This is a genomic window from Nocardia sp. CY41 (genome assembly GCF_009829325.1).
Taxonomy (GTDB): Bacteria; Actinomycetota; Actinomycetes; order Mycobacteriales; family Mycobacteriaceae; genus Nocardia.
On record NZ_VUOS01000026.1, the window covers coordinates 103,193 to 128,879 of the forward strand.

Consider the following 25,687-nt stretch of genomic DNA (forward strand, 5'->3'; position numbering starts at 1 on the left):
GCCGCCGCGAAGGCGCGATCACGGGGTGTCGAATCCCGCCGCGGCGAAGACCGACTCGGCCTTTTCCGAGGTCACGAAGTCGACGAAGGCCGCGGCGGCCGCCGCGTTCGGGGCGTGCGCCAGTGGCGCGACCGGGTAGTCGTTGATCGCCGCGGCCGATTCCGGGAAGTCGATGCCCTCGACCTTGCCGCCCGCGGCGCGGACGTCGGTGCGATACACGAGCGCGGCGTCCACCTCCCCGAGCGTGACCTTGGTCAGCACCGCCTTGACGTCCTGCTCGCGGGTATCGGGCTGCGGAGTGATGCCCGCGGTCTCGAACACCGTCTGGGCCGCGGCGCCGCAGGGCACCTGCTCCGCGCACAACGCGAGCTTGGGCTCGGTCTTGCCGAAATCGGCCAACCCGGTGATGTGCCCCGGATTGCCCTTCGGGACCGCGATCTCGAGCCGGTTGCGCACGAAGGTCACCGGCGCGGTCGTGACCTCGCCCTTGTCGCGCACCTGCTGCATGTTTTTCGGAGCGGCCGAGGCGAACACGTCGGCGGGTGCGCCTTGGATGATCTGTCGAGCGAGTGCGGAACTCGCGCCGAAGCTGTAGACCACCTCGACACCCGGGTGCGCGGCCTCGAACTGCTTGCCCAGCTCGCCGAACGTCTCGGTGAGCGACGCCGCGGCGAACACGGTCACCGTGCCCGACACGTGCTGTCCGTCGGCGTGCTCGGTCGTGTCCGTCGCGCCGCAGCCCGTCGGGGTCACGACAGCCAGCACGGTCGCGGTCGCGACACCCAACTTGCGAAACATTGCCACTCTCGTCAACTTTCCGGTATCTCCACGACGACGTGCGTGGACTTCACCGACGCGACAGCGACGCTGCCGACTTCCAGGCCGAGCTCGTCGACCGATTCCCGGCTCAGCAGCGACACCAGCCGGAACGGTCCGGCCTGCATCTCCACCTGCGCCATCACCGTGTCCTTCACCACCCGGGTCACGATTCCGCGCATCCGATTGCGGGCCGACGCGGCCACCGTCGCACCGGGCGCGGGCGCCTCGGCATTGGCCCGCAGGAATTCGGCGAGGTCACGGCCCCCGACTCCTTTGCGGCCGTTGTCGAGCTGCGTCGCGGTGAGACGGCCCTGATCAATCCATCGACGCACCGTGTCGTCGCTGACGCCCAGCAACGCGGCCGCTTCACTGATCCGTAGATTCGACACGATCCACAGCATATTGCCGCATTCGCGGCGATGAAAGCCGGGACCAACCGCGATTCCGGATACCCGCACTCTCCGTCGAACGAATCGTCCCGACCCGATACGGTCGGGATATGCCGCCGCCTGCGCAGTCGTGGGCACGGCCGACGAGAAGGGCTCCGAGCGACATGTCGACATCGAACAAGGCGATCCCGGCAACGTGCACACAGGAGTTGGTAGGCGCCTGTCGTGCGGAGATTCCGGCTCTGACCGAGCGGCTGATAGCGGAGATCTTCACCGACAACCCGGAATGGACCGATTACTCGACGGTCGCCCGCGCCGACCTGGTCGACGGCTGCCGCCGGTACGTGACCCGCATCCTCGACCTGCTGGACTCTCCGACGACCGCGTTCGACGACGAAGTCGCCGCGTCCATCGGCCGCCGCCGCGCCGAACAGGGTGTACCGCTCGAAGCCATGCTCCGCACCTTCCGGCTCGGCGGCCGCATCGTGTGGGAGGTCCTGCTCGACAAGGCGGACGAACTCGCCCCGGGCGCGATTCGTGCGGTCGGCACCGCGTTGTGGGCGGTGATCGACGGATTGTCCTCGTCGCTGGTCACCTCCTACCGCCGCACCGAACTCGAACAGTTGCGCAGCGACGAACGCCGCCGCCACGCTCTGCTCGAGGACCTACTCGCCGGCCGCGCCCACGACACGACCTTCGCCACGCGCGCCGCCCGTGAGCTGAACCTTCCGGTCGCCAGCGCCTACCTCGTCGTCGTGGCCGACGGCGGCGCAGAGGCGGTGCACACCGGCACGGAAGCCGCGTTGGCAGCGATCGGCATCCGGTCGGTGTGGCACGATCGCGTCGACTCGACGGTGGGGCTGATAGCGGTCGAGCGCCACGACGTCGCCGCGGTGTTACGACGAATCGAACCGCGCATCCGCGGACGCGCGGGCGCCTCTCCCGCGGTGAGCGGGCTCGCGCAGGTCGGCACGGCGCACGGCTGGGCACTGCTGACCTTGCAGACCTTGCCCCCCGACACGACGGGACTCGTACCGCTGCATCAGCGCTTCCAGCACGCGCTGCTCCTGCGCTCGACCGACCTGACCGACATGCTGGTCGCGCACACGCTCGGTCCGATCCTGGCCTTGGCCGCCGCCGAGCGCAGGACGCTGCTGAACACCCTGGCTGCCTGGCTGGCGCACGACTGCTCCGCCGCCCATGCCGCGGCGCGACTGCACTGCCATCGCAACACCGTCATCAATCGACTCCACCGCGTCTCGACCCTGCTCGGCCGCCCACTCGAAGGCCGGCGCAACTATGTGGAACTGTCCCTGGCGCTGGCCGCGCTCGACCTCGTCGAGGCACCGGACAGAGCCTGATCCCACGGCACAGGCCGCACCCGATTGGGCTCAGCGCCCAATTCGACAAACGCACTACTGGGCTTGGTGGCGATTGTTTGTGCACTCCGCTACGGCAACACTCGATAGCGATGATCCACCCCACAACCGGCGGTGGATCTGATCATCGAGGACGAGGAGCACCACGAGTGCCGGATTTCGATCTACTGGTGGTCGGCGGCGGCCCGGGCGGATACGTCGCGGCCATCCGCGCGGCCCAACGCGGCCTGCGCGTCGGTTTGGTGGAGAAGGAACGCCCGGGCGGAGTCTGCCTGAACTGGGGCTGCATTCCGACCAAAGCGATGCTGCGCTCGGCGGAGATCTTCCAGACACTCGCCACCGCAGCCGATTTCGGCGTCTACGCCGACAACCTACGCTATGACTTCGCCGCGGTGCGCCAGCGCAAGGACGGCATCGTCAAGCAACTCACCGACGGTGTGGCGAGCCTGCTCGCCGCGAACGGTGTCACGGTCATCGAGGGGCACGCCCGCTTCACCGGCCCGACCGGTGTCGAAGTGTTCGAGGCGGGTCGATCGCCGATCTTCCCCGGCGGCCCCCGCTATGCCGCCGCGCCGACCGCGACCGCCACCCGCACGATCAGCGCGAAGGACGTGATCATCGCGACCGGATCGGTGCCTGCGCGGCTGCCGATTCCGGGCGCGGACCTGCCGGGCGTCATCACCTCCGACGGCGCGTTCGGGCTGACCGAGGTGCCCGCACGACTGGTCGTCATCGGCGGCAGCGCGGTCGGCGCGGAATGGGCCAGCCTGTTCGCGAGTTTCGGCTCTCAGGTCACCATCGTCGAGATGCAGGACACCCTGGTCCCGCTCGAGGACGACGATGTGGGCGCCGCCCTGGGGCGGTCGTTCACCAAGCGGGGCATCACCGTGCTCACCGGTTCCACGGTCGAGTCCATCGCGCAGACCGACGTGCTGCGCGTCAGCGTGGCAGGCGAGCACGCGCGAGAACTCGACGCGGACGTGGTGCTCGTCGGCGTCGGGCGCCGCCCCAACACCGCCGACCTCGGCTTGGACATCGCGGGAATAAGCACCGACGCTCGCGGTTTCATCCCCGTCGATGAACAGCTGCGTACCGGAGTCCAGCACGTCTACGCCATCGGAGACGTCACCGGGCGCGCCCTGCTCGCACACGTCGCCTCGCATCAGGGGCTCACCGCCGCCGATGTGATCGCCGGCCACCCGGCGCACATCGACTACACCGTGATACCCGCCGCCACCTTCACCCACCCCGAGATCGCCGGCGTCGGTTTCACCGAGGCGAAGGCCCGCGCCGCCGGGCACGACGTCGTCACCGTGCGGTTCCCCTTCGCGGCACTCGGCCGGGCCCAGACCTTCGGCGACACCGAAGGTTTCGTCAAAATCGTTGCCGGGCGGCGGCATCGCGAAGTGCTCGGCGTGCACATCATCGGACCGTCGGCCAGTGACCTGATCACCGAAGGCGCACTGGCCATTTCGCTGGAGGCGACCCTCGACGAACTCGCCGACACCATCCATGCCCACCCCACCCTCGGCGAGATCGGCATGGAGGCGGCCTTGGCCGGACTCGGACTGCCTGTGCACATCGCGCCCAGGAAGCGTTGAGGAGACCTGCCGTGACCACCAGCACCACCTCTCGCAAACCGAGCCGCAAGACGACGCGGCCCGAGGCCGCACAGTCCTCCGCACCGAGCCGGACGAACGGCGGCGCCGCGCAAACCTCGATGGATCAGGCCGACGTACGCCTCGCTGCGGAGGATCCCGATACGCTGCGCGGGCTGTACCGCGACATGCTGTTCGTGCGCCGCTTCGAGGAGCGCACCGCGCAGAGCTACCAGCAAGCCAAGATCGGCGGATACTGCCATCTCAACCTGGGTGAAGAGGCCACGGTGGTCGGGCTCGGCGCGGCCATGCGACCCACCGACTATTTGTTCACCAACTACCGCGAGCACGGCTACGCGCTGGCCAAAGGCATCGAGCCGGGCCGGGTCATGGCGGAACTGTACGGCCGTTCCACCGGCACCTCCAAGGGCTGGGGCGGTTCCATGCACATGTACGACACCGCGACCCGCCTGCTCGGCGGTTACGCCATCGTCGGCGGTCAGGTTCCGCTGGCCGTCGGCGCGGCACTGGCCATCGACTACCGCGGCGACGACGACGTGGTGGTGTGCCAGATGGGCGAGGGCACGACGAACATCGGCGCGTTCCACGAGTCGCTGAACATCGCGGCCCTGTGGAACCTGCCGGTGGTGTTCCTGGTGATCAACAACCAGACCGGCATGGGCACCACGGTCGAACGCTCCTCCGCCGAACCGGACCTGTGGAAGCGTGCCGCCGCCTACCGCATGCGTGGCGAGCGCGTGGACGGCACCGATGTCCTCGCCGTCCGCGAGGTGGCCGGTGAGCTGATCGAAACCGCGCGGCGGGAGCGGAAACCCGCGCTGCTCGAAGCGGTCAGTCACCGTCTCAAGGGGCATTCCGTGGTCGACCCGGCGAAATATCGCACCGAGGAAGCGGTGGCGACCGCCCGGAGCAACGATCCCGTCGACCGCTGGCGTGAGGTGCTGCTGGCCGCCGGTGTGCTGAACGATCAGACCGTGGGCGCGGTCGAAGCCGAGGTGGCCGCCGCGGTCGCCGCCGCGGTCGAATTCGCCGATTCCAGCCCGCATCCGGAGCCGTCGAGCCTGTTCGACTTCACCTACGCGACGCCCGTGGCGGGCGACTCGCGCCGCCTGCCCGCCGACCCGCTCTTCACCGCTTAAGGAGCCCACCGTGGCTGTCATGACCTATCGTGAAGCGCTGCGCGAAACCCTCCGCGAGGAGATGCGGCGCGACGAGGATGTCTTCCTCATCGGGGAGGAGATCGGCGTCTTCGAAGGCTCCTACAAGATCACCGCCGGACTGCTCGCCGAATTCGGCGAGAAGCGGGTACGCGACACTCCCATCGCCGAAGAGGGCTTCGTCGGTGCCGCCATCGGCGCCGCCATGCTCGGCCTGCGTCCGGTCGTCGAGATCATGACGATCAACTTCTCGCTGCTGGCGCTGGACCAGATTGTCAATCACGCCGCGAAGATCTACGGCATGTTCGGCGGGCAGACCAGCGTGCCGATGGTCATCCGCACCCCGGGCGGCGGCGGCCAACAGCTCGGCGCGACGCATTCGCAGAACGTGGAGCTGTACTACGCGTTCGTCCCGGGCTTGAAGGTGGTCGCGCCGAGCACCCCGGCCGACGCGCGGGCGCTGCTCAAGGCTGCCATCGAAGACGACGATCCGGTGCTCTTCCTGGAGAACCTGTCCCTGTACAACACCAAAGGCGAAGTTCCCGAGAGCCTTCCGGCTGCGCAGATCGGCAAGGCCGCGGTGACGCGAACCGGCTCCGATATCACCCTGATCGGCTACTCCCGCATGGCCACGGTGTGCTCCGAGGTCGCCGAGCGTCTCGCCGCCGACGGTTACTCGGCCGAGGTCGTCGACCTGCGCAGCCTTCGTCCGCTGGACCGGGCCACGCTGGTCGAATCCGTCCGCAAGACCGGCTGCGCGGTGATCGGCGAGGACGACTGGCTCACCTACGGCATCGGCGCAGAGGTGGCCGCCTCCATCTCCGACGGCGCCTTCGACTATCTGGACGCCCCGGTGCGCAGGGTGGCCATGGCCGAGGTGCCGCTCCCCTATGCCAAGCCGCTCGAACGGCTCGCCTTGCCGTCGGCCGATTCGCTGTACAACGCCGCCGTGGAAACCCTCGCGGCCGTCGGCAAGCGACGCTGAGACACCAGAGGACACATACATGCCCGAAATCACCATGCCCCGCCTCTCCGACACCATGGAGGAAGGCGTCATCGTCTCCTGGCTCAAGCAGGTGGGCGATCCGGTCGAGCGAGGCGAAGTCCTCGCGGAGATCGAAACCGACAAGGCCCTCATGGAACTGGAGGCCTACGACGATGGCGTGCTCGAGCAGATCCTCGCCGCAGCGGGTGCCCGGGTGCCGATCGGCACGCCCATCGGGATCATCGGCGACGGCAGTGCAGCCGCCGTGAGCAGCTCGAGTGGTAGCGCACCCGCTCCGGCCGCCGCACCCGTCGCGCCGGCTGTCCGCGACAACGGCGCCGTGTCGGATACCCGATCGGTTCCGGTTGCCGCCGTCAGCGAATCCGTCGCCGGATCCCGCGGAACGGCGGATCGGAAGAAGACGTCGCCGCTGGCGCGCAAGGTCGCCGACGAACTCGGTGTCGACATCTCCAGTGTGGTGGGCACCGGTCCAGGTGGACGCGTCATCCGGCAAGACGTCGAAACCGCCCATCGTGCAGCCCAAATCGATACGCCGCCCCCATCCGCCCCCGCTCCCATGGCGGACATCTCGGTTTCGGCCCAAGGCGACTACGAGGAAATTCCGCTGACCGGCATCCAACGGGTGTCGGCCACGCGGCTCACCGAGAGCAAGCAGCAGGCTCCGCACATCTATCTGACCGCTGCCGTCGATGTGACCGAGCTGTTCGGATTCCGTGCCCAGGTGAACGCCACGCTGGCACCGACCGGCACCAAGGTCAGCGTGAACGATTTGCTGATCAAAGCCGTCGCCGTGACGCTGCGGAGCAACCCTTCGGTCAATGTCTCGTTCGCGGGTGACAAAGTGTGGCGGCACCGAGGCATTCACCTCGGCATGGCAGTCGCGACCCCCGCAGGTCTCCTCGTCCCGGTGCTGCGCGACGCGGATCGGAAGAGCGTGTCCGAGATCGCCACCGAAAGCCGCGACAAAGCCGAACGTGCCCGCGAGCGCAAGCTGCGCGCCGACGAAATGAGCGGCGGCACCTTCACCATCTCCAACCTGGGAATGTTCGGTATCGAGCATTTCACCGCCGTGATCAACCCACCGGAGGCCGCCATCCTGGCCGTCGGCGCCGGCACCGACGAACTGCGCCTGCACGACGGCCAGGTGGTGACCCGGAAGATCCTGCGCGTCACCATGTCCGCCGACCACCGCGTCATCGACGGAGCCGTGGCCGCGCAATTCCTCCAGCAACTGAAAGACCTGCTCGAACATCCCCTCCGCATCGTGACCTGACATCGGCCGACCGTTCGGCAGCCGGGCCGGCGGCGGTGGTCAGGCCACCGCCTTCTTCACCAGATCGCCGATCATCGCCTCGTCGGCCGCGGTCAGCTTCGTCAGGGCGAAAGCCGTCGGCCACACGGTGCCGTCGTCGAGGTTGGCGATGTCGTTGAAACCGAAGGTGGCGTAGCGCGATTTGAACTTCGCCGCGCTCTGGAAGAAGCAGACGACCTTGCCGTCCTTGGCGTACGCGGGCATGCCGTACCAGAGTTTCGGGGACAGGTCCGGAGCGCTGGCTTTGACGACGGCGTGCAGCCGCTCGGCCATGACGCGGTCGGATTCCGACATCCCGGCGATCTTCGCGAGCACGTCGTTCTCCCCGTCCGCCTTAGCCGCCCGCGAGCCGCGGCGCGCGGCCGTCTTCAGCTCTGCGGCGTGCTCTTTCATCGCGGCTCGCTCCTCATCGGTGAATCCGACGGCGGCCTTGGTCTTGGTGCTGGTGCGGGCGGTGGTCTGCTGCGCGGTCATGAGCTGGTTTCCTTCGTGGCGTGTACGGATGAGGGGGGTGGTCGGTTCGGCGCTCAGCGGTCCTGGATGAGCCCGAGGACGTTGCCGTCGGTATCGGTGACGGTGGCGACCAGGCGGCCGCCGCCGACGTCGTGCGCGGACTCGGTCACGGTGGCGCCCGCGGCGGTCACCTCCGCGAGCTTCGCCGCGATGTCCGGCACGTGCCAGTAGGCCACCGGCGAGGTCATCCCTTGCGGTCCGCCGGTCGGCACCAGCCCGATGTGCTGGCCTTCGGCGTCGAAGCCGACGTAGTAGGACGTGTCGGTCTGCGGCGCCACGCCGAGCAGGGCGGTGAACAGCGTCTTGGCCGCCGCCAAGTCCGACACGGGATGCAGCACGGTTTTGATTCCCTGCGTGGGAGAGCTGGGCACGATCACTCCTTCGAGTCGTCGGTCAGGTGGTCCCGGTGCTCGTCTGCCGAGGTGAACCGGTGTGCTCACAGCATCTCCTCCGGCACCACCGATCCACATCCGTGGCGACCACGGAACCGGCCACGGATCGACGCACGGATAGTCCACGGCAACATCCCCGGTGCAGAACCGACCGTGCAGTCTGAGCGCGACGGGAATACGGCAGAATCGGTGCCATGGTGGCGACGGTGGAGATCTCGGCTCGGGAAGCCGAGGTGCTGACGCTGGTGGGGGACCATCTCAGCAACGCGGAGATCGGTGCGCGTCTGTTCATCTCCGTGCGCACCGTGGAAAGTCATGTCTCCTCGCTGCTGCGCAAGCTGGAGGTTCCGGACCGGAGGGCGCTGGCCCAGCGCGCGTCCGCTCCGGCTCGCCCCGATCGGTCGCGCCCGGCGCCGGTGCTGCCGACCCCGCTGACCACGTTCGTCGGCCGCGGCCGGGAGCGAGCCGAGCTCACCGCGATGCTCAGGGAACACCGGCAGGTGACCGCGGTCGGTCCCGGCGGGGTCGGCAAGACCCGGCTCGCGCTGACGGTCGCCGCGGAGCTGAGCGGCGAGTATCCCGACGGCGTGTGGTTCGTCGACCTGGTCCCCCTCACCAGTCCGGACACCTCCGCGGTCGCCGGAACGGTCGCCCTCGCCCTCGGACTCGGCGAGCAGCCCGGACGCGCCATGGACGAGTCGGTGCCCGCCGCGCTGGCCGACCGGCACGCCTTGCTCGTGCTGGACAACTGCGAACATGTGCGCGACGGAGTGGCGCCGTTCCTCGAGCGGTTGCTCGCGACCTGTCCCGGCGTGACGGTGCTGGCGACCAGCCGGGCGCGGCTGATGGTGCCGTTCGAACGGGCGTACACGGTCCCGCCGATGTCGTTGGCCGGCGAGGGTGCGTCGGATGCGGTCGAGTTGTTCATGCAGCGCGCGGAGGCAGGCGGCTGGCCGCCGAATCATGCGCTGCGCGACCAGGTTGCCGCGTTCTGCGCGCGGCTGGACGGCGTCGCGCTGGCGATCGAATTGGCCGCCGCCCGCTGGACCACACTCGGGCTGGACGGCCTCGAAGCCGGGCTGTCCGATCAACTCCGGATGCTGGCCGGGGGCTCGCGCACCGAGGAGCGGCACCGGTCGGTCCGAGCGGCCTTGGACTGGAGCCACGCGCTGCTGGAGCCCGACGATCGCGTGCTGCTGCGGCGGGTGTCGGTGTTCATGACGTCGTTCACCATCGCGGCCGCCGCGGAGGTGGCCGCCTCCGGGAAAAGCGTCGTCGCCGACGGATTGGCCCGGCTCGCCGAGCAGAGCCTGCTGGTGGTGACGGCGTCCCCGGCCGGTACCGAATACCGGGCGCTGGAAACCATTCGTCAGTACGGAGCCGAGCAGCTCACCGAAGCCGGTGAACTCGCCGATATCCGGTCTCGTCACCTGAGCTGGTGTCTGGCCGTGGCCGCCGATCTGACGGTGGTACGCGCGGAGTGGCGACCACGATTCGACGCGGTGGCCGACGATTTCCGCGCTGCGATGGCGTGGGCGGCCGACCAGCCGGAGCGGCGCGCGGAGGCGTCCCGCTTGGCCCAGCACATGGCGCAACTGTGCTTCACCCGCAATCTGATCGGCGAGTCCCAGATGCGCTACGAGCAGGCGGCCTCGCTCGCGGACGACCCGGCCACCGCCGCCGTGATGTTCCGGCACGCCGCGGCCGCGGCCGGATGCCAGATGCGGGGGGACGACATGCATCGCCTCCACCGCGCGGCCGCGGAGGCAGCCCTCCGGTCCGGTGACTCCGCCGGCGCGGCCCGCGACCTGGCGACCGCCGCCGCCAACGCCTACCGGTTCGCTAGCAAGTTCGTCCGTCCCCTGCCACCGGAGGAGGCGATCGCACTCATCACCGAGGCACAGCAGCTCGCCGGTGACGACCCGGCGGCTCGAGCCGCTGTGGCGCTGGCCGAGGCCGGGCGGGCGCTCACCGATGCGCTCACCGCCCAGCACGCGTCCGGCGACCGCGTGCCGGAGATCGTGGCGCGTGCCGAGCGTGCGGTCGAACTCGCGCACCGTACACGCGATCCGCTTGCCGAGTCCGCCGCACTGGACACCCTCGCGGGCGCCCACAGCCTGGCCGGTGACACCTTCACCGCCGCGGCCGTCGCACGACGGCGAATGGTGCTGCTGGAGTCCACCCCGCATACTCCGGTCGGCACCCCTGAGCTGATCGACGCGCTCGGCGAGGCCGCCGAAGCCGAACTCGGCGCCGGCGACCTGTGTAGCGCCCGCCGATGGGCACAACAGCTCGCGGATCATCCCTTGCTGGCCGAGGTCGGACATCGCGCGACGAGCTGGCTGCTGGTGACCGACGCGTTGGCGGGCAAAGTCGATGACGTTCGCGCCCAGAGTGTCCGCTTCCTCGAGGCGTGGCAACGGGTCGGCGATCCCGCCAAGTCGGGCCTCGGTCCGGCGGTGGCGGGTGTGACGATGATTCACGAGCTCCGTGGCGACCAGGAGGCTCGCGGCGAGTGGGACGCGGTGGTTCGTGGGCTCGGTACGTCACCAGCGCACACGCACGGATACGGCGCGGTCTTCGACGCACTCGTTTTGCTCCACCGTGGGCAGGTGCACGAGGCACTCGAACGGATGGCGACCGAGCCGCACGAGGTGTGGCGATGGGTCACCTGGATCTGGCTGCACTGGTATGTGGCGCTGCGGGCCGAAGCCGGTGTGCTCGCCGGGGCCTCCGATGCCGTCGAGCGCTTGGCCGAGGCCCGGACCGTCGTCGCCGGTAACCCCGTCGCAGGCGCCATCGTGGAGCGAGCCGAAGCACTGCTCTCCGAGGACCAAAAACGGCTGCTCGCCACGGCGGATGCGTTCGAGGCAGCCGGTTGCCCCTACCAGGCGGCGCGGACCAGGGTGCTGGCCGGCGGCGACCATGCCGACCGCGGCGCGGCCGCGCTCGCCGAACTCGGCTTCGTCCCGATGGCTCGCATCGCCTCATAGGGCATCGACGCGGCGGCGCCGCTATTTCCGCTGCTGTGCCCGGCGACGGAACAATCGCCCGACCAGCCCACGGATATCGAACGCGCCCCGCGGTTGCGCGGCGCCGGATTCGACCGTCTCCGGAGTCACCTGGGCCAATCGCGCGTGCAGTTGCTCGCGCACCTGGTCCGGTGTGTAGGCACGGCGGCGGCGCTCCGCGCGCACCACCACGACACCGGTGGCAACCACACCGGCCACACCCGCCAATCCCACTGCCTTCCACCACCTCATACCGCATAGGCTACGACCATGACGGGGACGGGCATCAGTCTCGACCGTGCGGTCGAGGTCACCAGAACGGGCGACATCTGGCTGTTTCGTGGACATTCCACGGCCGACCGGGTGATCCGCATGACGACCAACAGTCCGGTGAACCATGTCGGGATGTCCGTCGTGATCGATGATCTGCCCGCGCTGATCTGGCACGCGGAACTCGGACGATCCCTGCCCGACATGTGGTCGGGAACCGCCCACCGCGGCGCGCAGTTGCACAACCTGCGCGACGCCGTGCTGGTGTGGGCCCACCGCTACGGTCAGCAGGCCTGGTTGCGCCAGCTGAACCCTCCTGCCGGGCGAGAGATGGAAGACAGCGTGCTGCGCGCCATCGCCCGGCTCGACGGCACCCCGTTCCCCTCCACCGCGGGCATGGCGGGGCGCTGGCTACGCGGCCGCGCGCGCCTCCCCCGCCGCACGCGGGACCGATCGGCCGCGCGGGAACTGGAGAACGCGTACTGCGCCGAAATCGTCGCCGCCACCTATCAAGCCATGGGACTGCTGCCGCAGCACCGCAGCCCGGATTGGTACGACCCGGGCCGATTCTGGAGCGGAGACGGGCTGCGACTGTCCGGCGACTACGCATTGAGCGGCGAAATCGCCGTCCGGACGCCTGCTCCGACGGATTCCTGATACCGGGATCGCCTGGCGACGAACGGCCCGGAGAACAGCTCCCAGGTCGTTCCACGAGTCCCGGTGGTCTCCGGCTAGAATCACGCCGATTTTCACAATGTGGCAGCGATAGCGATATCCGTACAGTTGCGGACCATATGGTCCCATGATCCTATCGCTGACGTTGTAAAGTTCTTGACCCCCAATACTTCCGGGTCTCGATGAATCCTCCGCATGATCCGCGATGCGGCGCAATTCTGCCCGCGAATTCCCGAGGAGGCCGATGACCGCGTCACGGCAGGACGAGACTTCGGTCGAAATCGCTGCGCTTCGCCCATTGTTGTTCACCGTCTACGTACCCGCGGCGGCGTATGGGATCGGTATGGGAGCCGCAGCGCCGGTCATGGCGCTCACCGCCCCCGACTTGGGTGCGTCGTCGGCCGTCGCGGGCCTGACCGTCGCACTGGTCGGCCCCGGCCAGGCGCAATGGGGCTCAGCGCATCGGCCGCGCAAACTCGGCCGATCAGCACCAGTGCACTAGAGGTTCGCTCCTCGGGAGGAAGGAAACCGGCGTGCGAGGCTCAGCGCGGTGCGCAGTCCGCGCCGAGGGAATGCGCCGACACCGAGCGCAGGGTGTGCGCCGAACTTGCGTTCGGAGGCGGTTTCTGGTGCGTCGTCGGAGGTCGCGGTCAGGAAGCTGTCCGGTAGGGCCAACTTGTGAATGGTGCGCAGGGTCAATAGGTACTGCCGGATCAGCGGTCCGGTAGTGTAGGGCAGGTCGTATTTGTCACACAACGCGCGTACGCGCCGGGCGATCTCGGCGTACCGGTTGCTGGGCAGGTCGGGAAACAGATGGTGTTCGATCTGATGGCACAGGTTTCCGCTCAGGAATGCCAGCACCGGCCCGGCTTGGAAATTCGCGGTCCCGAGCATCTGCCGCAGATACCACTCGGCCTTGGTCTCGTGCTGCACGGCGGCGGGGGTGAATTTCTCTGCGCCGTCGGGGAAATGACCGCAGAATATCACCACATACGCCCAGAGATTGCGCAGCGTATTGGCGGCGAGGTTCGCGGCGAGTGTACGACGCCAGTGCCGCCCGCTCAGCGCCGGAAAGAGCACATAGTCCTTGCCGATCTGCCGCGCGATCTTCCCGATCAGGGCTCTGGTCTGAGCGGCCTTCTCCGCCGGGGCGGCCGCGCGGTCGCGCTCGGAGTACAGATCGTGCAGAGCGATCCCCCACTCGAAAGTCGCCGCCAGAAACAGGTTCTGCAGCGGCTGCAACAGCAACCACGGTCCCCACCGCTGGTCGCGGGTCATCCGCATCACGCCGAACCCGATGTCGTCGTCCATGCCGAGAACATTGGTGTACACGTGATGGCGATAGTTGTGCGAATAGCGCCACTGGGACGACAGACCCGCCATGTCCCATTCCCAAGTGCTGGAATGAATTTCCGGGTCGTTCATCCAATCCCATTGGCCGTGACACACATTGTGGCCGATTTCCATGTTCTCGATGCTCTTCGCCGCCGCCAACGCCGTCGTCCCCAGCAACCAGCCGCGTTTCGTTCGCGTGCAGGCGATCACCAGCCGGGCCGTGACATCTAGTATTCGTTGGAACGCGATCGTCCGACGGATATAGGCGGCATCCCGGGCGCCGCGCCGACCCAGGATGTCACGGCGAATCGCGTCGAGTTCCCGCCCCAATGCTTCGACATCCGTATCGCTCAAGTGTGCGTAGACGGCCACCTGCGTGATTGCCATTCGTTATGTCCTCGAATCTCCTGAGTGCTTGCCGCGGACACAAGTCCTACCCGCAGGCGGTCGAGACCGGGGTCAGCGTTCGAAGACGTGTCTCAGCTTGCGCCCGGCTCGTTCGATGGGGCCGCCGGGACGCCTGCCGCCGATATCCGTTTGGCGGCGGCTGTCTTCGTCGGGTCTGGCGAGCAGCGTCTGCAACCTCGCCCATCCCGCCCGTGCCCGGCTCGCGATCTTGTGCTTGATCGTCATCGGAATGTACCAATCTCCCGGTCGCGCAGTTCGCCCACGAACTCCTCGCATCTGCCTACCAGCGGATGCGCGAACCGGTTGCATCCAGCTTAAGGCTGGCTACACCGTCTGTCTACAGCGTAGACTTACAACGGTAACAATGACAGCGTCCGACCGAGAGGAGACGCTGATCCGATGAGCCGAATCAAGGCCGAACCGATCGTTTCCACAGACGTCTCAGCAGGTTACGCCGACCGCCAGAGCGCCACGAACAGCCCGCTGACCCGGTCTGCGATGCTGGTGGCCGCGCTCGAGATCATCGATCGCGAGAGTGTCGAGCACCTGTCGATGCGGCGCCTCGGCCAGGCGCTCGGCCGCGATCCGATGGTGCTGTACCGGCACGCGGCCAACAAAGCCGCACTCCTCGACGGTGTCGCCGAGATAGTGCTCGAACAGCTGACTGTCGAGCCCGCCGACCCCGACTGGCGCCGTCAACTGCGCATCATCGCCCGCGACTTCCGACGGCTGGCCGTAGCCCACCCGAACGTGGTTCCCTTGTTGGTCACCCACCCGCTGTCCACTCCGCTCGGACTGCGGCCACTCGGCACCCTGCGGCCGCTGCAACGAACTTTGGAGCTGCTCGTCCGAGCCGACTTCAGCAGGACCGACGCCTTGCACATCTACCGGGCGCTGTTCGGATTCCTCTACGGCCACGTCCTCAACGAACTCCAGGAAATCGTCGAACGTCCTGAAGAGGCCACCGACCTGCTGCGTCTGGGGCTGCACCGCCTGCCGATCGGCGAGTTTCCCTTGCTTCGCGGTCTCGCCTCGGATCTGGCCGCTTACGACGGCGCGGCCGAGCTCGAACGCGGCCTGGACATCCTGATCAGCGGTCTCACCGAGACCTTGAATCCGGCCGCGGCGCGGCCGAGATGGGAGCGTCGGACATGACGCTACAACTGAGCAAAATCGCCCCGAGGCGGCAGATACCGTCCGTCCATCGACTGCGATGCCAGTTCGACACAGCGGGCGCCGTCGGGGTGTGGCAGCCGTACGGCAGCGACCTCGTGGCCGAGCTGCCAGATCTGCTCGCGGTACTCGGGGATCGGCTCGGCCCGATCCATCGAGTGATCTATCACCTCGACGAATGGACCATCGCACCGGGCAAACTCGCCAACGCTGGGCGACAGGTACGGCTGGACGGCTACCGGCACAAGCCCGCGCAGACCATCGATGTCCTCGGGGTCGGCGGCGGCAGACTCACCGTGCGAGTCGACCTTCCGTCCACCGATGATGCCGAAACGATTGCCGCACAGCAATGTTGGGATTCCGAAGGCGGTTCCCTCGAGGCGGGCTGAGCCACACGTCATCAGCCGGGACCCGGCAGCGTGGCGCTGAGCCCGGTGAGCAGGATGTCCAGACCGCGTTCGAGCTCGGCCGCGCCGTCGTAGGCGGCCAGGACCGGCGCAAGTGCACGCAGCAACGGGAACTGCCCGATCGGTAGGCGGTGCAGCCCGAGCCGCAGCACGTCGTCGGTCTCCTCGGGACGCTCCACGATCTCCTGCAACTCGTTCAGAACGTGCCCGTAGAGGAACCCGAACACCGCACGGTAGATGTGCAACGCGTCGGTGCCGGAAAACCCGGCGCGAGTGAGCAACTGGAGGATGTCTTCCAGCGGGCGGACCACCGCATAGGGGCGCAACCCCAATGGTGTGGCCAGCGGCCGGGTTACCAGCAGCGGCACCACCCGCGGATGGGCCAGAGCCAGCCGGCGAAAATCGCGGGCGACCGCCCGCAACTGCGCCGCCCAGTCCGGGTCGGCGGCGTCGACCGCCAGCTGTGCGAACACGATCTCGGCCACACCATCCAGCACAGCCGCCTTGTTCGGCACGTGCCGGTAGATCACCATCGGATCGCGCTCCACCGCCTCGGCCAGCCGGCGCATCGACAACCCGTCGACCCCATCGCGATCGATGATCTCGAGCGCCGCGGCCAGCACGGCCGCCCTGGTGACCGGACCGCTGCCCCCGCCGGTTCTCGCGCGAACCGGCCGCCGGTTCGGAACTTCGGCCATCTCGGATGCCTCCATCGTCCTCGCGATCTCCGATGAAGTTACGAGTGTAGACCTACAACGTTGACATAACGAGGGAAACGGCGTGTACTGGACACATACACGGCGACTATCCGGTCTGCACGTCGCCGATCCGGACCGAAGCAGGTATCCGCTCACGCTCATGCTCGCGGCACCAACGGCCACTCGATCCGCGGGCAACGCCACCCCCCCGGCCGCGGCCGCATGGTCATACGCGCGGCCCCGGCGACCACCCACGCCACGGCGCGACCATGCGCGAACAACGCCTCGAGAGGACGCGAAATGCGATTCCACAGAAACAACAGCACCACCATGACGCCCGAACAAATGCGCCCGCAGTACGCCCGCCATCGCGTTCCGCCCGACTACACACCCCGCTTGAGGTTGAAGCCGAAAGCCGACCGCGGCGGATACCTCGACGGCGCGTGGTGGCCGCGATCGCGCGAACTCACCGCCGAACTGCCAGACCTCCTCGCCGTCCTGACCGTCCGACTCGGCCCCATCTGGCGAGTCGTCTACGACCCCGCGTGCTGGTCGGACACGCCCCGGCAGACGACCGTCAACGGTCACACCGTCCGGCTCGATCCCTACCCCTTCGAACTGTGGAACACGATGTACGTCTTCGGCCGCGACCGCGACCTGATCGTGCTCCGCGTAATCCCATCGTCCACCGCCGACGACACCGCGCACACGGCCCTGATGGCCGCCGTCACCCCCGCATCAGCAACCCTCAGATCCCGATGAGCGGAGGAACAGACATGCCCCGAACCGTTCGACAACGCCCGATCACCAACCACCACGACATGAGCCGTAAGACCGGCCCGCCCGAACCCGACCGGCAACCCTTCCGAACACCGACCCGCACCCCACGCCTCCTACTCCGTGAACCCGGCACCGGCTCCGAGCGCGTCGACGGCGCTTGGTGGCCATGGACGAACAACCTCACCGCCGAACTGCACGACCTGATCAGCGCCCTCACCCCACGCCTCGGCCCCACCGCTCGCGTCAGCTTCGACTGGAACGCGGTCAGTCTCAGCCAACGCCGCATCGACAACCCGGACGGCGTCGAAGTACACGGACCCGATACCGGTCAACCACCCGGCGCCATGCACCTGCTCGGCACGACCGACGCCCAGCTGACTCTGCTCGTCATCCCCGCCGACACCCCACCCGACCAAGCAGACGACCAGATGCGGCGTGCGTCAGGGCAATACTGAATGCAAACCCGCGGTTACGGGATATGCCGGAAAGGGGCAAACAGAGGCCAGGCCGCAGCACGAATCACCTTCGGTCAGAACATGATTTCGCTAAGCGTCAGATTTTTCAGATCTGGACCCATGTGCCGCGACCGCGCGGAGTCACAGGAGGTCTGCGACTTCCTTCGCGGTCCCTTTCGCTGATCCGGGGTTCTGCCCGGTCACGAGATTCCCGTCGACCACCGCGTGGGGGACGAACGGCAGCTTGGCCTTCTCGTAGCGGGCGCCGCGCTTCTTCACCTCGTCCTCGGCGTTGTAGGGCACGAGCTTGTCCACTCGGGCGAGGACTTCCTCCTGCCAGGCGAACCCGGTGAGCCTGCGTCCGGCGACGAGGTACGTGCCGTCGGAGAGCTTCGTATTGAGCAAGCCGCAGTAGCCGTGGCAGACCGAGGATACGATACCTCCGCGTTCGTAGATCTCCCGGGTGATGCGCTGCAGGCCCTCGCTGTCGGGGAAGTCGTACATCACCCCATGCCCGCCGGTGAAGTAGATGGCGTCGTAGTCGGCCGAGTCGATCCGGTCGGGGCTCGCGGAGTTCTCCAGCAGCGCCATCCGCGCCGGATCGGCCCGCCACGCCTTCGCGGTCTTGTCGTAGCTGGGGAACTTCAGCGACCGCGGTTCCAAGGGAGCGAGGCCGCCCGCCGGACTGACGATGGTCTGCTCGAATCCGTGCTCCTCGAAGACATGCCAGGCGTGGGTGAGCTCCGACAACCACAGTCCGGTCGGGTGGGACGGGTCGTCGAAGTGGCCGACGTTGGTGACGACGTTCAAGATGCGCTTGGTCATGCGTGATCTTCCTTCGTGCGTCGTTGGTCTACTTCTCCACGTGGTCTCATCATTGGTACGCACTCGGTCGATTCAGTGCGCACCCACCCGTCGCAATGTCCAGAGTGCGCGGGTCAGGATTCGGGACCACCGGTCATGGGTGACACCGCGCGGCGGGCTGAAACCTTGCAGGCGCTGCTGCGCGACGGTCTGGGGTTCGGTGTACTTCAGCAGCCCGTCGGCGCCGTGCCTGCGACCGAGTCCGGAGTCGCCCATGCCGCCCATGGGAGCGTCGATGCTGCCCCAGGCGGCGGCGAAGGCTTCGTGGACGTTGACGGTGCCTGCGCGCAACCGAGCCGCGACTGCCCGGCCCCGGGCCCCGTTGCGGGACCAGACTCCAGTATTGAGGCCGTACGGGGTGGCGTTCGCCATGGTGATTGCCTCCCCTACGTCCCCGTAGGGGTAGATCGAGACCACAGGGCCGAAGGTTTCCTGGGCGAACACCGTCATCTCCGGCGTGACGTCGGCCAGGATCGTCGGTTCGTGGAACAAGGGACCCAGGTCCGGCCGCACACGGCCGCCCGCGAGGACGGTCGCACCCTTCGTGACGGCATCGGCCACATGCGCAGTGACCGTCTCGAACTGCGCGGGGGTGGTCAGCGAACCCACGTCGACGGAGAAGTCGTACGCGGCGCCCAAGCGCAGCTTGCGCGTGCGCGCCACGAAGTGCGCGACGAACTCGTCGTAGATCTGCTCAGCGACGTACAGGCGCTCGATGGACACGCACAGCTGACCCGCCGACGGGAAGCAGGCGGCGACGGCCCCCGCGGTCGCCTTCTCGATGTCGGCGTCCAGGAGGACGATCATCGTGTTCTTTCCGCCGAGTTCCAGTGATGGACCGGCATATGGAGGGCGTTCTGACCCTCGGTCATGACATCGAGCCGGTCTTCAGCGGCCTGAGCGAGCGGAGCGTGAACCGATCGGCCGAGCCGCGGCGGTTACGATCCGGTTCATGGCGGAGATCAGGAGTGAGCGGCGGGACAAGGTCGCGGTCATCACCGTGCACGATCCGGATCGGCGTAACGCGTTGACACCGGCGTTGTCCGAACAACTCGCCGCCGCGGTGGCCGAGGCGGAGCGCGATACCGGGGTGCACGCCGTGATCGTCACGGGAACCCCGCCCGCATTCTGCGCGGGCGCCGATCTGAGCGCACTCGGTGCGGCCCGAGAGGAGGGTCTGCGGGTGATCTACGACGGCTTCCTGGCGGTCGCGCGCTGTGCACTGCCCACCATCGCGGCGGTCGGCGGCGCCGCGGTCGGAGCGGGACTCAACCTGGCGCTGGCCGCAGATATCCGGATCGCCGGGCCACGCGCCCGGTTCGACGCGCGGTTCCTGCGGCTGGGCCTCCATCCCGGCGGCGGGATGACCTGGATGCTGCAACACGCCGTAGGGCGGCAACGGGCCGTCGCGATGACGCTGTTCGGGGAGATCCTCGGTGCCGAGGCCGCACTCGACGCCGGATTGGCGCACCGGGTGATCGACGGCGATCACGACGCGCTGCTCGCCGGAGCGCTCGACTTCGCCGCGGGCGCCGCCGAAGCGCCGCGCGAGCTGCTCCTCACCACCAAGCGCACCATGCGCCGCACCGCGAACCTCGACGCCCACGCCGACGCCGTCGACGCGGAGATCGTGCCTCAGGTCGCGTCCCTCGAATCTCCCGAGTTCACCGCGCGACTGGCGGCGAAGAAGGCCGAGATCGGCCGTCCTCGGTGAGCGGCGACCTCTGACCCCGCGAACACCCCTGATCGGCGCCGGGAACGGTGCGAAGCGTCCATACGGCGACCGCACTTGCCGCTGCGCGCCTTGCCCACCTCGCGCAGCCCGCGAGATCGGCCAAGGCCCGGCATGGTGGCGCGATCAGGCTCCCGACGCACTTCGCCGGAGTGGCACACCCTGCCGCTATCGGTCGACTCGAAACGGCATCTGTCTCGCGGCGGTGTAGCGACGTCGGATGCTGCCCGGATTCGACGCTTCCGGGCGAATGCGGTTTGGCATCGGCAGCCTGGGGTAGCCGCTCCGAGACCGCACAGGACTCGCGCAGCCGCGTTCCTTTGCGACCGATATCCCGTGTCCGCGAGACCGCAGGCACGGCGCATTTTTCGAGCGCGCAAGACCCTCGACGACGGAGAGCGAGAGGAGGGCTCATGCACTACATCGATGACACCAAACACCTGCTGAGCGATCTGGTGGGACGGGTGATCGAGTCGGCGAGCAGCTACTCGAGCAGTCAAACGGTGACGATCGCGCGTCCGCGCGCCGAAGTCCAGCAATTCTGGCGCGACCCGGCGAAGCTGTCCGAGGTGCTTGGCGACGTCGCCGAGGTGCGGACGACGGAACCGTCGACCTACGAGTGGACCTTGCAGTCGGGCACCGACGGCCGCACGACCTGGAAGACCACGCTGCGCGAGGACGAAGGGCACCTCCGGTTCGTCGGCTCGGCCGGGGAAGACGCCGCGTCCGCCCAAGGTCTCGAGATCGAACTGAGCTTCCGGGACGCGCCGCAGGACCTCGGCACGGAGGTGACGATGCGGGCGCGCACCCCGCTGCCCGACCTGCTGACCGGTGCGGCGATGTTCACCGCTCTCTACCGGGCCCGAGCCCGCCTGCAGACCGGCGAGATACCCACCCTGGCCCACAATCCGAGCGCCCGCTCTTCCGCTCGGTGAACAGGAGGCGACATGCAAGCGCTCTGCTGGAACGGCGTCAACGATCTGGCCGTGGAGACCGTCCCCGACCCGGGGCTGGTCAATCCGCACGATGTCATCGTGCAGGTTCGTCTGACCACCACCTGCGGGTCCGACCTACATTTCATCGACGGATACCTGCCGGGAATGCGGGAAGGTGACGTCTTCGGACACGAATTCATGGGCGAAGTCGTCGAAATCGGCGCCGAAGTCACTTCGACAAAGGTGGGCGATCGCGTCGTCGTCCCGTCGTTCATCGGGTGCTCCTCGTGCTGGTATTGCGACCACGAACTGTATTCGCTCTGCGACACGACCAATCCCAACAGCGCCCTGCAACAACCGCTATTCGGTTATCCCACCGGCGGCATCTACGGCTACACCCACCCCTTCGGCGGCTATCAGGGGTCCCACGCGCAATATGTCCGCGTCCCGTTCGGCGACGTCAACTGTTTCCGGATTCCGGAAGGCGTTACCGACGAACAGGCATTGTTCTTGTCCGATGCGGTGCCGACGGGCTTGATGGGCGCCGAATTCTGTGACATCCACCCGGGTGACACCGTCGCGGTCTGGGGCAGCGGTGGCGTCGGCTTGATGGCCGGGCACACCGCCCGCTTGCTCGGCGCCGACCGCGTTTTCGTCATCGACCGTTTTCCCGAGCGGTTGAGCGTGGCGAGTGAGCAGTTCGGTGCGGAAACGATCAACTACACCGCGGTCGACAGCGTCCAGGAGACCCTGCGCGAGAGCACCGGTGGCCGGGGCCCTGACGCCTGCATCGAAGCCGTCGGAATGGAAGGACACGGCACCGGACTCCAGCAGTTCTACGATCGAGCCAAACAGCTGCTCCGGCTCGAATCCGATCGTGCGACGCCACTGCGCGAAGCGATTCTCGCGTGCCGGAAGGGTGGCGTCGTCTCGGTGCTCGGCATCTACGGTCTGACCGACAAATTCCCCATGGGCGTGGTGACCAACAAAGGCCTCACCATTCGCACCGCACAACAATACGGCCAGCGGTTCGTGCCCCGGATGTTCGATTACATTCAGCAGGGCGACCTCGACCCGTCCTATCTGATCACCCACGACATGCCGCTCACCGATGCGGTGTATGGCTACGACATCTTCAAGCACAAGAAGGAAGGGTGCATCCGTTCGGTGTTCCGGCCTTGATGCCGAGTTCCGGACGGCAGGAACAGGGCACCCGCCGGGCTCGGCTGGCACGGTTTCCGCATGTTCCGTGGAGCGAGCGAGGCGCTGTGGCCGGCCGATGCGTCCGGCACGTGATCGCCACTTGTCGCCGCTGTGCCGCGGTCATGGGCCGGGAAAGCCCGCGGTGGACCGCGCACCGATCCCCGCCCATGACCGGCATCGCACCCTACCCGGGAGCGGTTTCAGCGGCCGCTGGACCGCTCGTGCGGTCCGGCAACTCGATCCGCCGTGCGGCACCCTGGAGATCGAATCCGCGCAAACGCTCTCGGGCCTGACGTGTCGCTGGGTACGCTGCGCACGCAGTCGGCCCGGCGCCGCGCAACGGGTGTTGCGACTTCGAAACAAACTCTTGACTCGTTCCAGAAAACGGACAAGACTTCCGTGCATGCCAACGGCCTCGGACTTCCAGCAGATGCTGCGAGGAGTTTCGCTGCGGGTGACCCGTCCCCGGGTCGCGGTGCTGAGCGCGGTGCACGACCATCCGCACGCCGACACGGAGTCGATCATCCGCGCCGTGCGTTCCGCGCTGCCCGAGGTGTCCCATCAAACGGTGTACGACTCGTTGAACGCGCTCACCGCCACCGGCCTCGTCCGGCGTATCCAGCCGTCCGGATCGGTCGCCCGCTACGAATCGCGGGTCGGCGACAATCACCACCACGTCGTATGCCGGGCGTGCGGGGTGATCGCCGATGTCGACTGCGCCATCGGCGACGCCCCCTGCTTGACCGCGTCCGACGACAGCGGGTTCTCGATCGATGAGGCCGAGGTCATCTATTGGGGTCTGTGCCCCGACTGTGTGGCAAGACAAGCTTCCCGATCACATCCGTGATCGCAGCCCACATCACTCATTTCAGGAAGGAATGCTGTGTCATCCGATAGCCGCCCACCCAATCCTGACACCCAGACGCACAGCGCGAGCGAGAGCGAGAACCCGGCGATCCCGTCCCCCACCGCGAAGACGGACCATCGCCCCCGCAGCAACAAGGACTGGTGGCCGGAGCAGATCGATGTCTCGGTGCTGCACGCCCATTCATCCAAGTCCAACCCGCTGGGCGAGGATTTCGACTACCCGGAAGAGTTCAAGAAGCTCGATGTCGATGCCCTCAAGGCCGACGTCGCGGCAATCATGACCAATTCGCAGGACTGGTGGCCCGCCGACTACGGCCACTACGGCGGCCTGTTCATCCGGATGAGCTGGCACGCCGCGGGCACCTACCGCATCGCCGACGGCCGCGGCGGCGGCGGTCAGGGCGCGCAACGCTTCGCGCCCCTGAACAGCTGGCCGGACAACGCCAACCTGGACAAGGCGCGCCGCCTGCTGTGGCCGGTCAAGCAGAAGTACGGCAACAAGATCTCGTGGGCCGACCTGCTGGTGTTCGCCGGCAACGTGGCCCTGGAGTCGATGGGCTTCAAAACCTTCGGCTTCGGCTTCGGCCGCCCCGACATCTGGGAGCCGGAAGAGGTCTTCTGGGGTCCGGAGGACACCTGGCTCGGCGACGAGCGCTACAGCGGTGACCGCGAACTGGCGGGCCCCCTCGGCGCCGTCCAGATGGGCCTGATCTATGTGAACCCGGAAGGGCCCAACGGCCGCCCGGATCCGGTGGCCGCGGCGCGCGACATCCGCGAGACGTTCGGCCGCATGGCGATGAACGACGAAGAGACCGCCGCGCTGATCGTCGGCGGCCACAGCTTCGGCAAGACCCATGGTGCGGGCGATGCCGGACTGGTCGGCGCCGAGCCCGAAGGCGCACCCATCGAGCAGCAGGGCCTCGGCTGGAAGAGCGCCTACGGCTCCGGCAAGGGGAAGGACGCCATCACCAGCGGCCTCGAGGTCGTCTGGACGTCGACGCCGACCAAGTGGGGCAACGGCTTCCTGCAGAACCTGTACGGCTACGAGTGGGAACTGACCAAGAGCCCCGCCGGGGCATGGCAGTGGAAGCCGAAGGACGGCGCGGGAGAGGGCACCATCCCCGACCCGTTCGATGGGCCCGCACGGACCCCGACGATGCTGACCACCGACTTGGCGCTGCGCGAGGACCCGATCTACGGCGAGATCACCCGTCGCTGGCTGGAGCACCCCGAGGAACTGGCCGAGGCGTTCGCCAAGGCGTGGTACAAGCTGCTGCACCGCGACATGGGTCCGATCACCCGCTACCTGGGCCCGTGGGTCCCCGAGCCGCAGCTGTGGCAGGATCCCGTCCCCGAGGTCGACCACGAGCTGATCGACGAGTCCGACATCGCGGCGCTCAAGAGCAGGGTGCTGGAGTCCGGTCTGTCGGTGGCACAGTTGGTCAAGACCGCGTGGGCCTCGGCGGCCAGCTACCGCAGCACCGACAAGCGCGGCGGCGCCAACGGCGCTCGGATCCGCCTCGAGCCGCAGAAGAACTGGGAGGTCAACGAGCCGGACGAGCTGGCGAAGGTGCTGCCGGTGCTCGAGCAGATCCAGCAGGACTTCAACGGTTCGGCCTCCGGCGGCAAGAAGGTCTCGCTGGCCGACCTGATCATCCTGGCCGGTTCCGCGGCAGTCGAGAAGGCCGCCAAGGACGCCGGTCATCAGATCACCGTGCCGTTCTCTCCGGGGCGGACGGACGCGACGCAGGAGAACACCGACGTCGACTCCTTCGCGGTTCTGGAACCGCGGGCCGACGGCTTCCGCAACTACGCGCGGACCGGCGAGAAAGCCCCGCTCGAGCGCCTGCTGCTCGACCGGGCGTACATGCTGGACGTAACCGCTCCGGAGTTGACGGTGCTCATCGGCGGCCTGCGCGCCTTGGGCGCCAACTACGGCGGCACCGGGCACGGCGTGTTCACCGACCGGCCGGGCGTGCTGACGAACGACTTCTTCGTCAACCTGCTCGACCAGAACACCGAGTGGAAGGCGTCGGAGTCCGCGGAGAACGTCTACGAAGGTTTCGACCGGGTCTCCGGCGCCGCCAAGTGGACCGCCACCGCCAACGACCTCATCTTCGGGTCGCACTCGGTGCTGCGCGCGGTAGCCGAGGTCTACGCCCAGGACGACGCCGAGGCGAAGTTCGTGAACGACTTCGTCGCCGCGTGGGTCAAGGTGGTCGAGAACGATCGGTTCGACCTCGCCTGATCGGCGTCGACGGAATCCAGGCCGGCCCTTCGGGACCGGC

Annotated in this window: 26 protein-coding genes and 1 pseudogene; 17 read left to right on the top strand and 10 right to left on the bottom strand. The window is 67.8% G+C overall.

From position 1 onward, the window contains the following. Positions 1-18: 18 nt before the first annotated feature. Together modA and GVY64_RS27920 are read right to left on the bottom strand one after the other, a co-directional pair. A complete protein-coding gene (gene modA / locus GVY64_RS27915) occupies positions 19-798 on the bottom strand; it encodes a molybdate ABC transporter substrate-binding protein (RefSeq protein ID WP_159847676.1) in 780 nt (259 codons plus the stop codon). Between the two features lie 11 nt (positions 799-809). Next, a complete protein-coding gene (locus tag GVY64_RS27920) occupies positions 810-1,208 on the bottom strand; it encodes a TOBE domain-containing protein (RefSeq protein ID WP_159847679.1) in 399 nt (132 codons plus the stop codon). A 164-nt stretch (positions 1,209-1,372) separates the two neighbouring features. On the opposite strand from GVY64_RS27920, the gene GVY64_RS27925 reads away from it, so the two are divergent. The 5 genes from GVY64_RS27925 (at position 1,373) to GVY64_RS27945 (ending at position 7,642) form a co-directional block, all read left to right on the top strand. Then, a complete protein-coding gene (locus GVY64_RS27925; RefSeq protein WP_159847682.1) occupies positions 1,373-2,569 on the top strand; it encodes a PucR family transcriptional regulator in 1,197 nt (398 codons plus the stop codon). A 167-nt stretch (positions 2,570-2,736) separates the two neighbouring features. Further along, positions 2,737-4,188: a dihydrolipoyl dehydrogenase gene (lpdA, locus tag GVY64_RS27930; protein WP_159847685.1), complete on the top strand. Its 1,452-nt coding sequence runs from the start codon at positions 2,737-2,739 to the stop codon at positions 4,186-4,188. 11 nt (positions 4,189-4,199) lie between these two features. Beyond that, complete coding sequence (gene pdhA / locus GVY64_RS27935; RefSeq protein WP_201298181.1) at positions 4,200-5,345, top strand: pyruvate dehydrogenase (acetyl-transferring) E1 component subunit alpha; 1,146 nt, start codon at positions 4,200-4,202, stop codon at positions 5,343-5,345. A gap of 19 nt (positions 5,346-5,364) precedes the next feature. Next, positions 5,365-6,348 (top strand): alpha-ketoacid dehydrogenase subunit beta, encoded by a 984-nt coding sequence (locus tag GVY64_RS27940; protein WP_201298182.1) that lies wholly within the window; start codon positions 5,365-5,367, stop codon positions 6,346-6,348. A gap of 19 nt (positions 6,349-6,367) precedes the next feature. Further along, on the top strand, positions 6,368-7,642 hold the full coding sequence (locus tag GVY64_RS27945) for a dihydrolipoamide acetyltransferase family protein (protein ID WP_201298183.1): 1,275 nt from the start codon (positions 6,368-6,370) through the stop codon (positions 7,640-7,642). A gap of 39 nt (positions 7,643-7,681) precedes the next feature. Here the strand turns inward: GVY64_RS27945 and GVY64_RS27950 are convergent, their stop codons facing one another. Together GVY64_RS27950 and GVY64_RS27955 are read right to left on the bottom strand one after the other, a co-directional pair. Beyond that, positions 7,682-8,155 (bottom strand): iron chaperone, encoded by a 474-nt coding sequence (locus GVY64_RS27950; RefSeq protein WP_159847691.1) that lies wholly within the window; start codon positions 8,153-8,155, stop codon positions 7,682-7,684. A 53-nt stretch (positions 8,156-8,208) separates the two neighbouring features. Then, positions 8,209-8,565 (bottom strand): VOC family protein, encoded by a 357-nt coding sequence (locus tag GVY64_RS27955; RefSeq protein WP_159847694.1) that lies wholly within the window; start codon positions 8,563-8,565, stop codon positions 8,209-8,211. 215 nt (positions 8,566-8,780) lie between these two features. On the opposite strand from GVY64_RS27955, the gene GVY64_RS27960 reads away from it, so the two are divergent. After that, a complete protein-coding gene (locus GVY64_RS27960; protein WP_201298184.1) occupies positions 8,781-11,579 on the top strand; it encodes an ATP-binding protein in 2,799 nt (932 codons plus the stop codon). Between the two features lie 21 nt (positions 11,580-11,600). Here the strand turns inward: GVY64_RS27960 and GVY64_RS27965 are convergent, their stop codons facing one another. Next, the gene (locus tag GVY64_RS27965) at positions 11,601-11,849 is read right to left on the bottom strand and encodes a hypothetical protein (protein ID WP_159847696.1); all 249 of its coding nucleotides are present in this window, start codon (positions 11,847-11,849) and stop codon (positions 11,601-11,603) included. Between the two features lie 18 nt (positions 11,850-11,867). Between GVY64_RS27965 and GVY64_RS27970 the strand changes: the two genes are divergently transcribed. Both GVY64_RS27970 and GVY64_RS27975 read left to right on the top strand, forming a co-directional pair. Then, complete coding sequence (locus tag GVY64_RS27970; protein WP_159847699.1) at positions 11,868-12,524, top strand: hypothetical protein; 657 nt, start codon at positions 11,868-11,870, stop codon at positions 12,522-12,524. Between the two features lie 262 nt (positions 12,525-12,786). Then, positions 12,787-12,981: pseudogene (locus tag GVY64_RS27975) on the top strand (MFS transporter); the annotation flags it as partial. 59 nt (positions 12,982-13,040) lie between these two features. Here GVY64_RS27975 and GVY64_RS27980 read toward each other — a convergent pair. After that, entirely contained in the window at positions 13,041-14,264 is a 1,224-nt protein-coding gene (locus tag GVY64_RS27980) for a fatty acid desaturase family protein (RefSeq protein ID WP_159847702.1), read from the bottom strand. 72 nt (positions 14,265-14,336) lie between these two features. Beyond that, positions 14,337-14,510: a hypothetical protein gene (locus GVY64_RS27985; protein ID WP_159847705.1), complete on the bottom strand. Its 174-nt coding sequence runs from the start codon at positions 14,508-14,510 to the stop codon at positions 14,337-14,339. Between the two features lie 273 nt (positions 14,511-14,783). On the opposite strand from GVY64_RS27985, the gene GVY64_RS27990 reads away from it, so the two are divergent. Both GVY64_RS27990 and GVY64_RS27995 read left to right on the top strand, forming a co-directional pair. After that, positions 14,784-15,440, top strand: coding sequence for a TetR/AcrR family transcriptional regulator C-terminal domain-containing protein (locus tag GVY64_RS27990; RefSeq protein WP_236567283.1), 657 nt, complete (start codon positions 14,784-14,786; stop codon positions 15,438-15,440). Beyond that, positions 15,437-15,847 (top strand): DUF5994 family protein, encoded by a 411-nt coding sequence (locus tag GVY64_RS27995; RefSeq protein WP_159847711.1) that lies wholly within the window; start codon positions 15,437-15,439, stop codon positions 15,845-15,847. The genes GVY64_RS27990 and GVY64_RS27995 overlap by 4 nt, the downstream gene beginning before the upstream one ends. 11 nt (positions 15,848-15,858) lie before the next feature. Here the strand turns inward: GVY64_RS27995 and GVY64_RS28000 are convergent, their stop codons facing one another. Continuing rightward, positions 15,859-16,563, bottom strand: a complete 705-nt coding sequence (locus tag GVY64_RS28000) for a TetR/AcrR family transcriptional regulator C-terminal domain-containing protein (RefSeq protein ID WP_159847714.1) — start codon at positions 16,561-16,563, stop codon at positions 15,859-15,861. Positions 16,564-16,863: 300 nt separating this feature from the next. Between GVY64_RS28000 and GVY64_RS28005 the strand changes: the two genes are divergently transcribed. Both GVY64_RS28005 and GVY64_RS28010 read left to right on the top strand, forming a co-directional pair. Further along, entirely contained in the window at positions 16,864-17,325 is a 462-nt protein-coding gene (locus GVY64_RS28005; protein WP_236567269.1) for a DUF5994 family protein, read from the top strand. A 59-nt stretch (positions 17,326-17,384) separates the two neighbouring features. Beyond that, complete coding sequence (locus tag GVY64_RS28010) at positions 17,385-17,798, top strand: DUF5994 family protein (protein WP_159847824.1); 414 nt, start codon at positions 17,385-17,387, stop codon at positions 17,796-17,798. A 141-nt stretch (positions 17,799-17,939) separates the two neighbouring features. On the opposite strand, the gene GVY64_RS28015 is transcribed toward GVY64_RS28010, so the two are convergent. Continuing rightward, positions 17,940-18,623, bottom strand: a complete 684-nt coding sequence (locus GVY64_RS28015; RefSeq protein WP_159847717.1) for a type 1 glutamine amidotransferase domain-containing protein — start codon at positions 18,621-18,623, stop codon at positions 17,940-17,942. Between the two features lie 72 nt (positions 18,624-18,695). Then, positions 18,696-19,469, bottom strand: coding sequence for an aldehyde dehydrogenase family protein (locus GVY64_RS28020; RefSeq protein WP_442939636.1), 774 nt, complete (start codon positions 19,467-19,469; stop codon positions 18,696-18,698). A gap of 145 nt (positions 19,470-19,614) precedes the next feature. On the opposite strand from GVY64_RS28020, the gene GVY64_RS28025 reads away from it, so the two are divergent. The 5 genes from GVY64_RS28025 (at position 19,615) to katG (ending at position 25,647) form a co-directional block, all read left to right on the top strand. Then, on the top strand, positions 19,615-20,376 hold the full coding sequence (locus GVY64_RS28025; RefSeq protein WP_159847720.1) for an enoyl-CoA hydratase: 762 nt from the start codon (positions 19,615-19,617) through the stop codon (positions 20,374-20,376). Between the two features lie 431 nt (positions 20,377-20,807). Next, positions 20,808-21,329: an SRPBCC family protein gene (locus GVY64_RS28030; protein ID WP_159847723.1), complete on the top strand. Its 522-nt coding sequence runs from the start codon at positions 20,808-20,810 to the stop codon at positions 21,327-21,329. 12 nt (positions 21,330-21,341) lie between these two features. Further along, complete coding sequence (locus GVY64_RS28035; protein WP_159847726.1) at positions 21,342-22,511, top strand: zinc-dependent alcohol dehydrogenase; 1,170 nt, start codon at positions 21,342-21,344, stop codon at positions 22,509-22,511. Between the two features lie 424 nt (positions 22,512-22,935). Continuing rightward, complete coding sequence (locus GVY64_RS28040) at positions 22,936-23,379, top strand: Fur family transcriptional regulator (protein WP_159847728.1); 444 nt, start codon at positions 22,936-22,938, stop codon at positions 23,377-23,379. A gap of 36 nt (positions 23,380-23,415) precedes the next feature. After that, complete coding sequence (gene katG, locus GVY64_RS28045) at positions 23,416-25,647, top strand: catalase/peroxidase HPI (protein WP_159847731.1); 2,232 nt, start codon at positions 23,416-23,418, stop codon at positions 25,645-25,647. Positions 25,648-25,687: the final 40 nt, after the last annotated feature.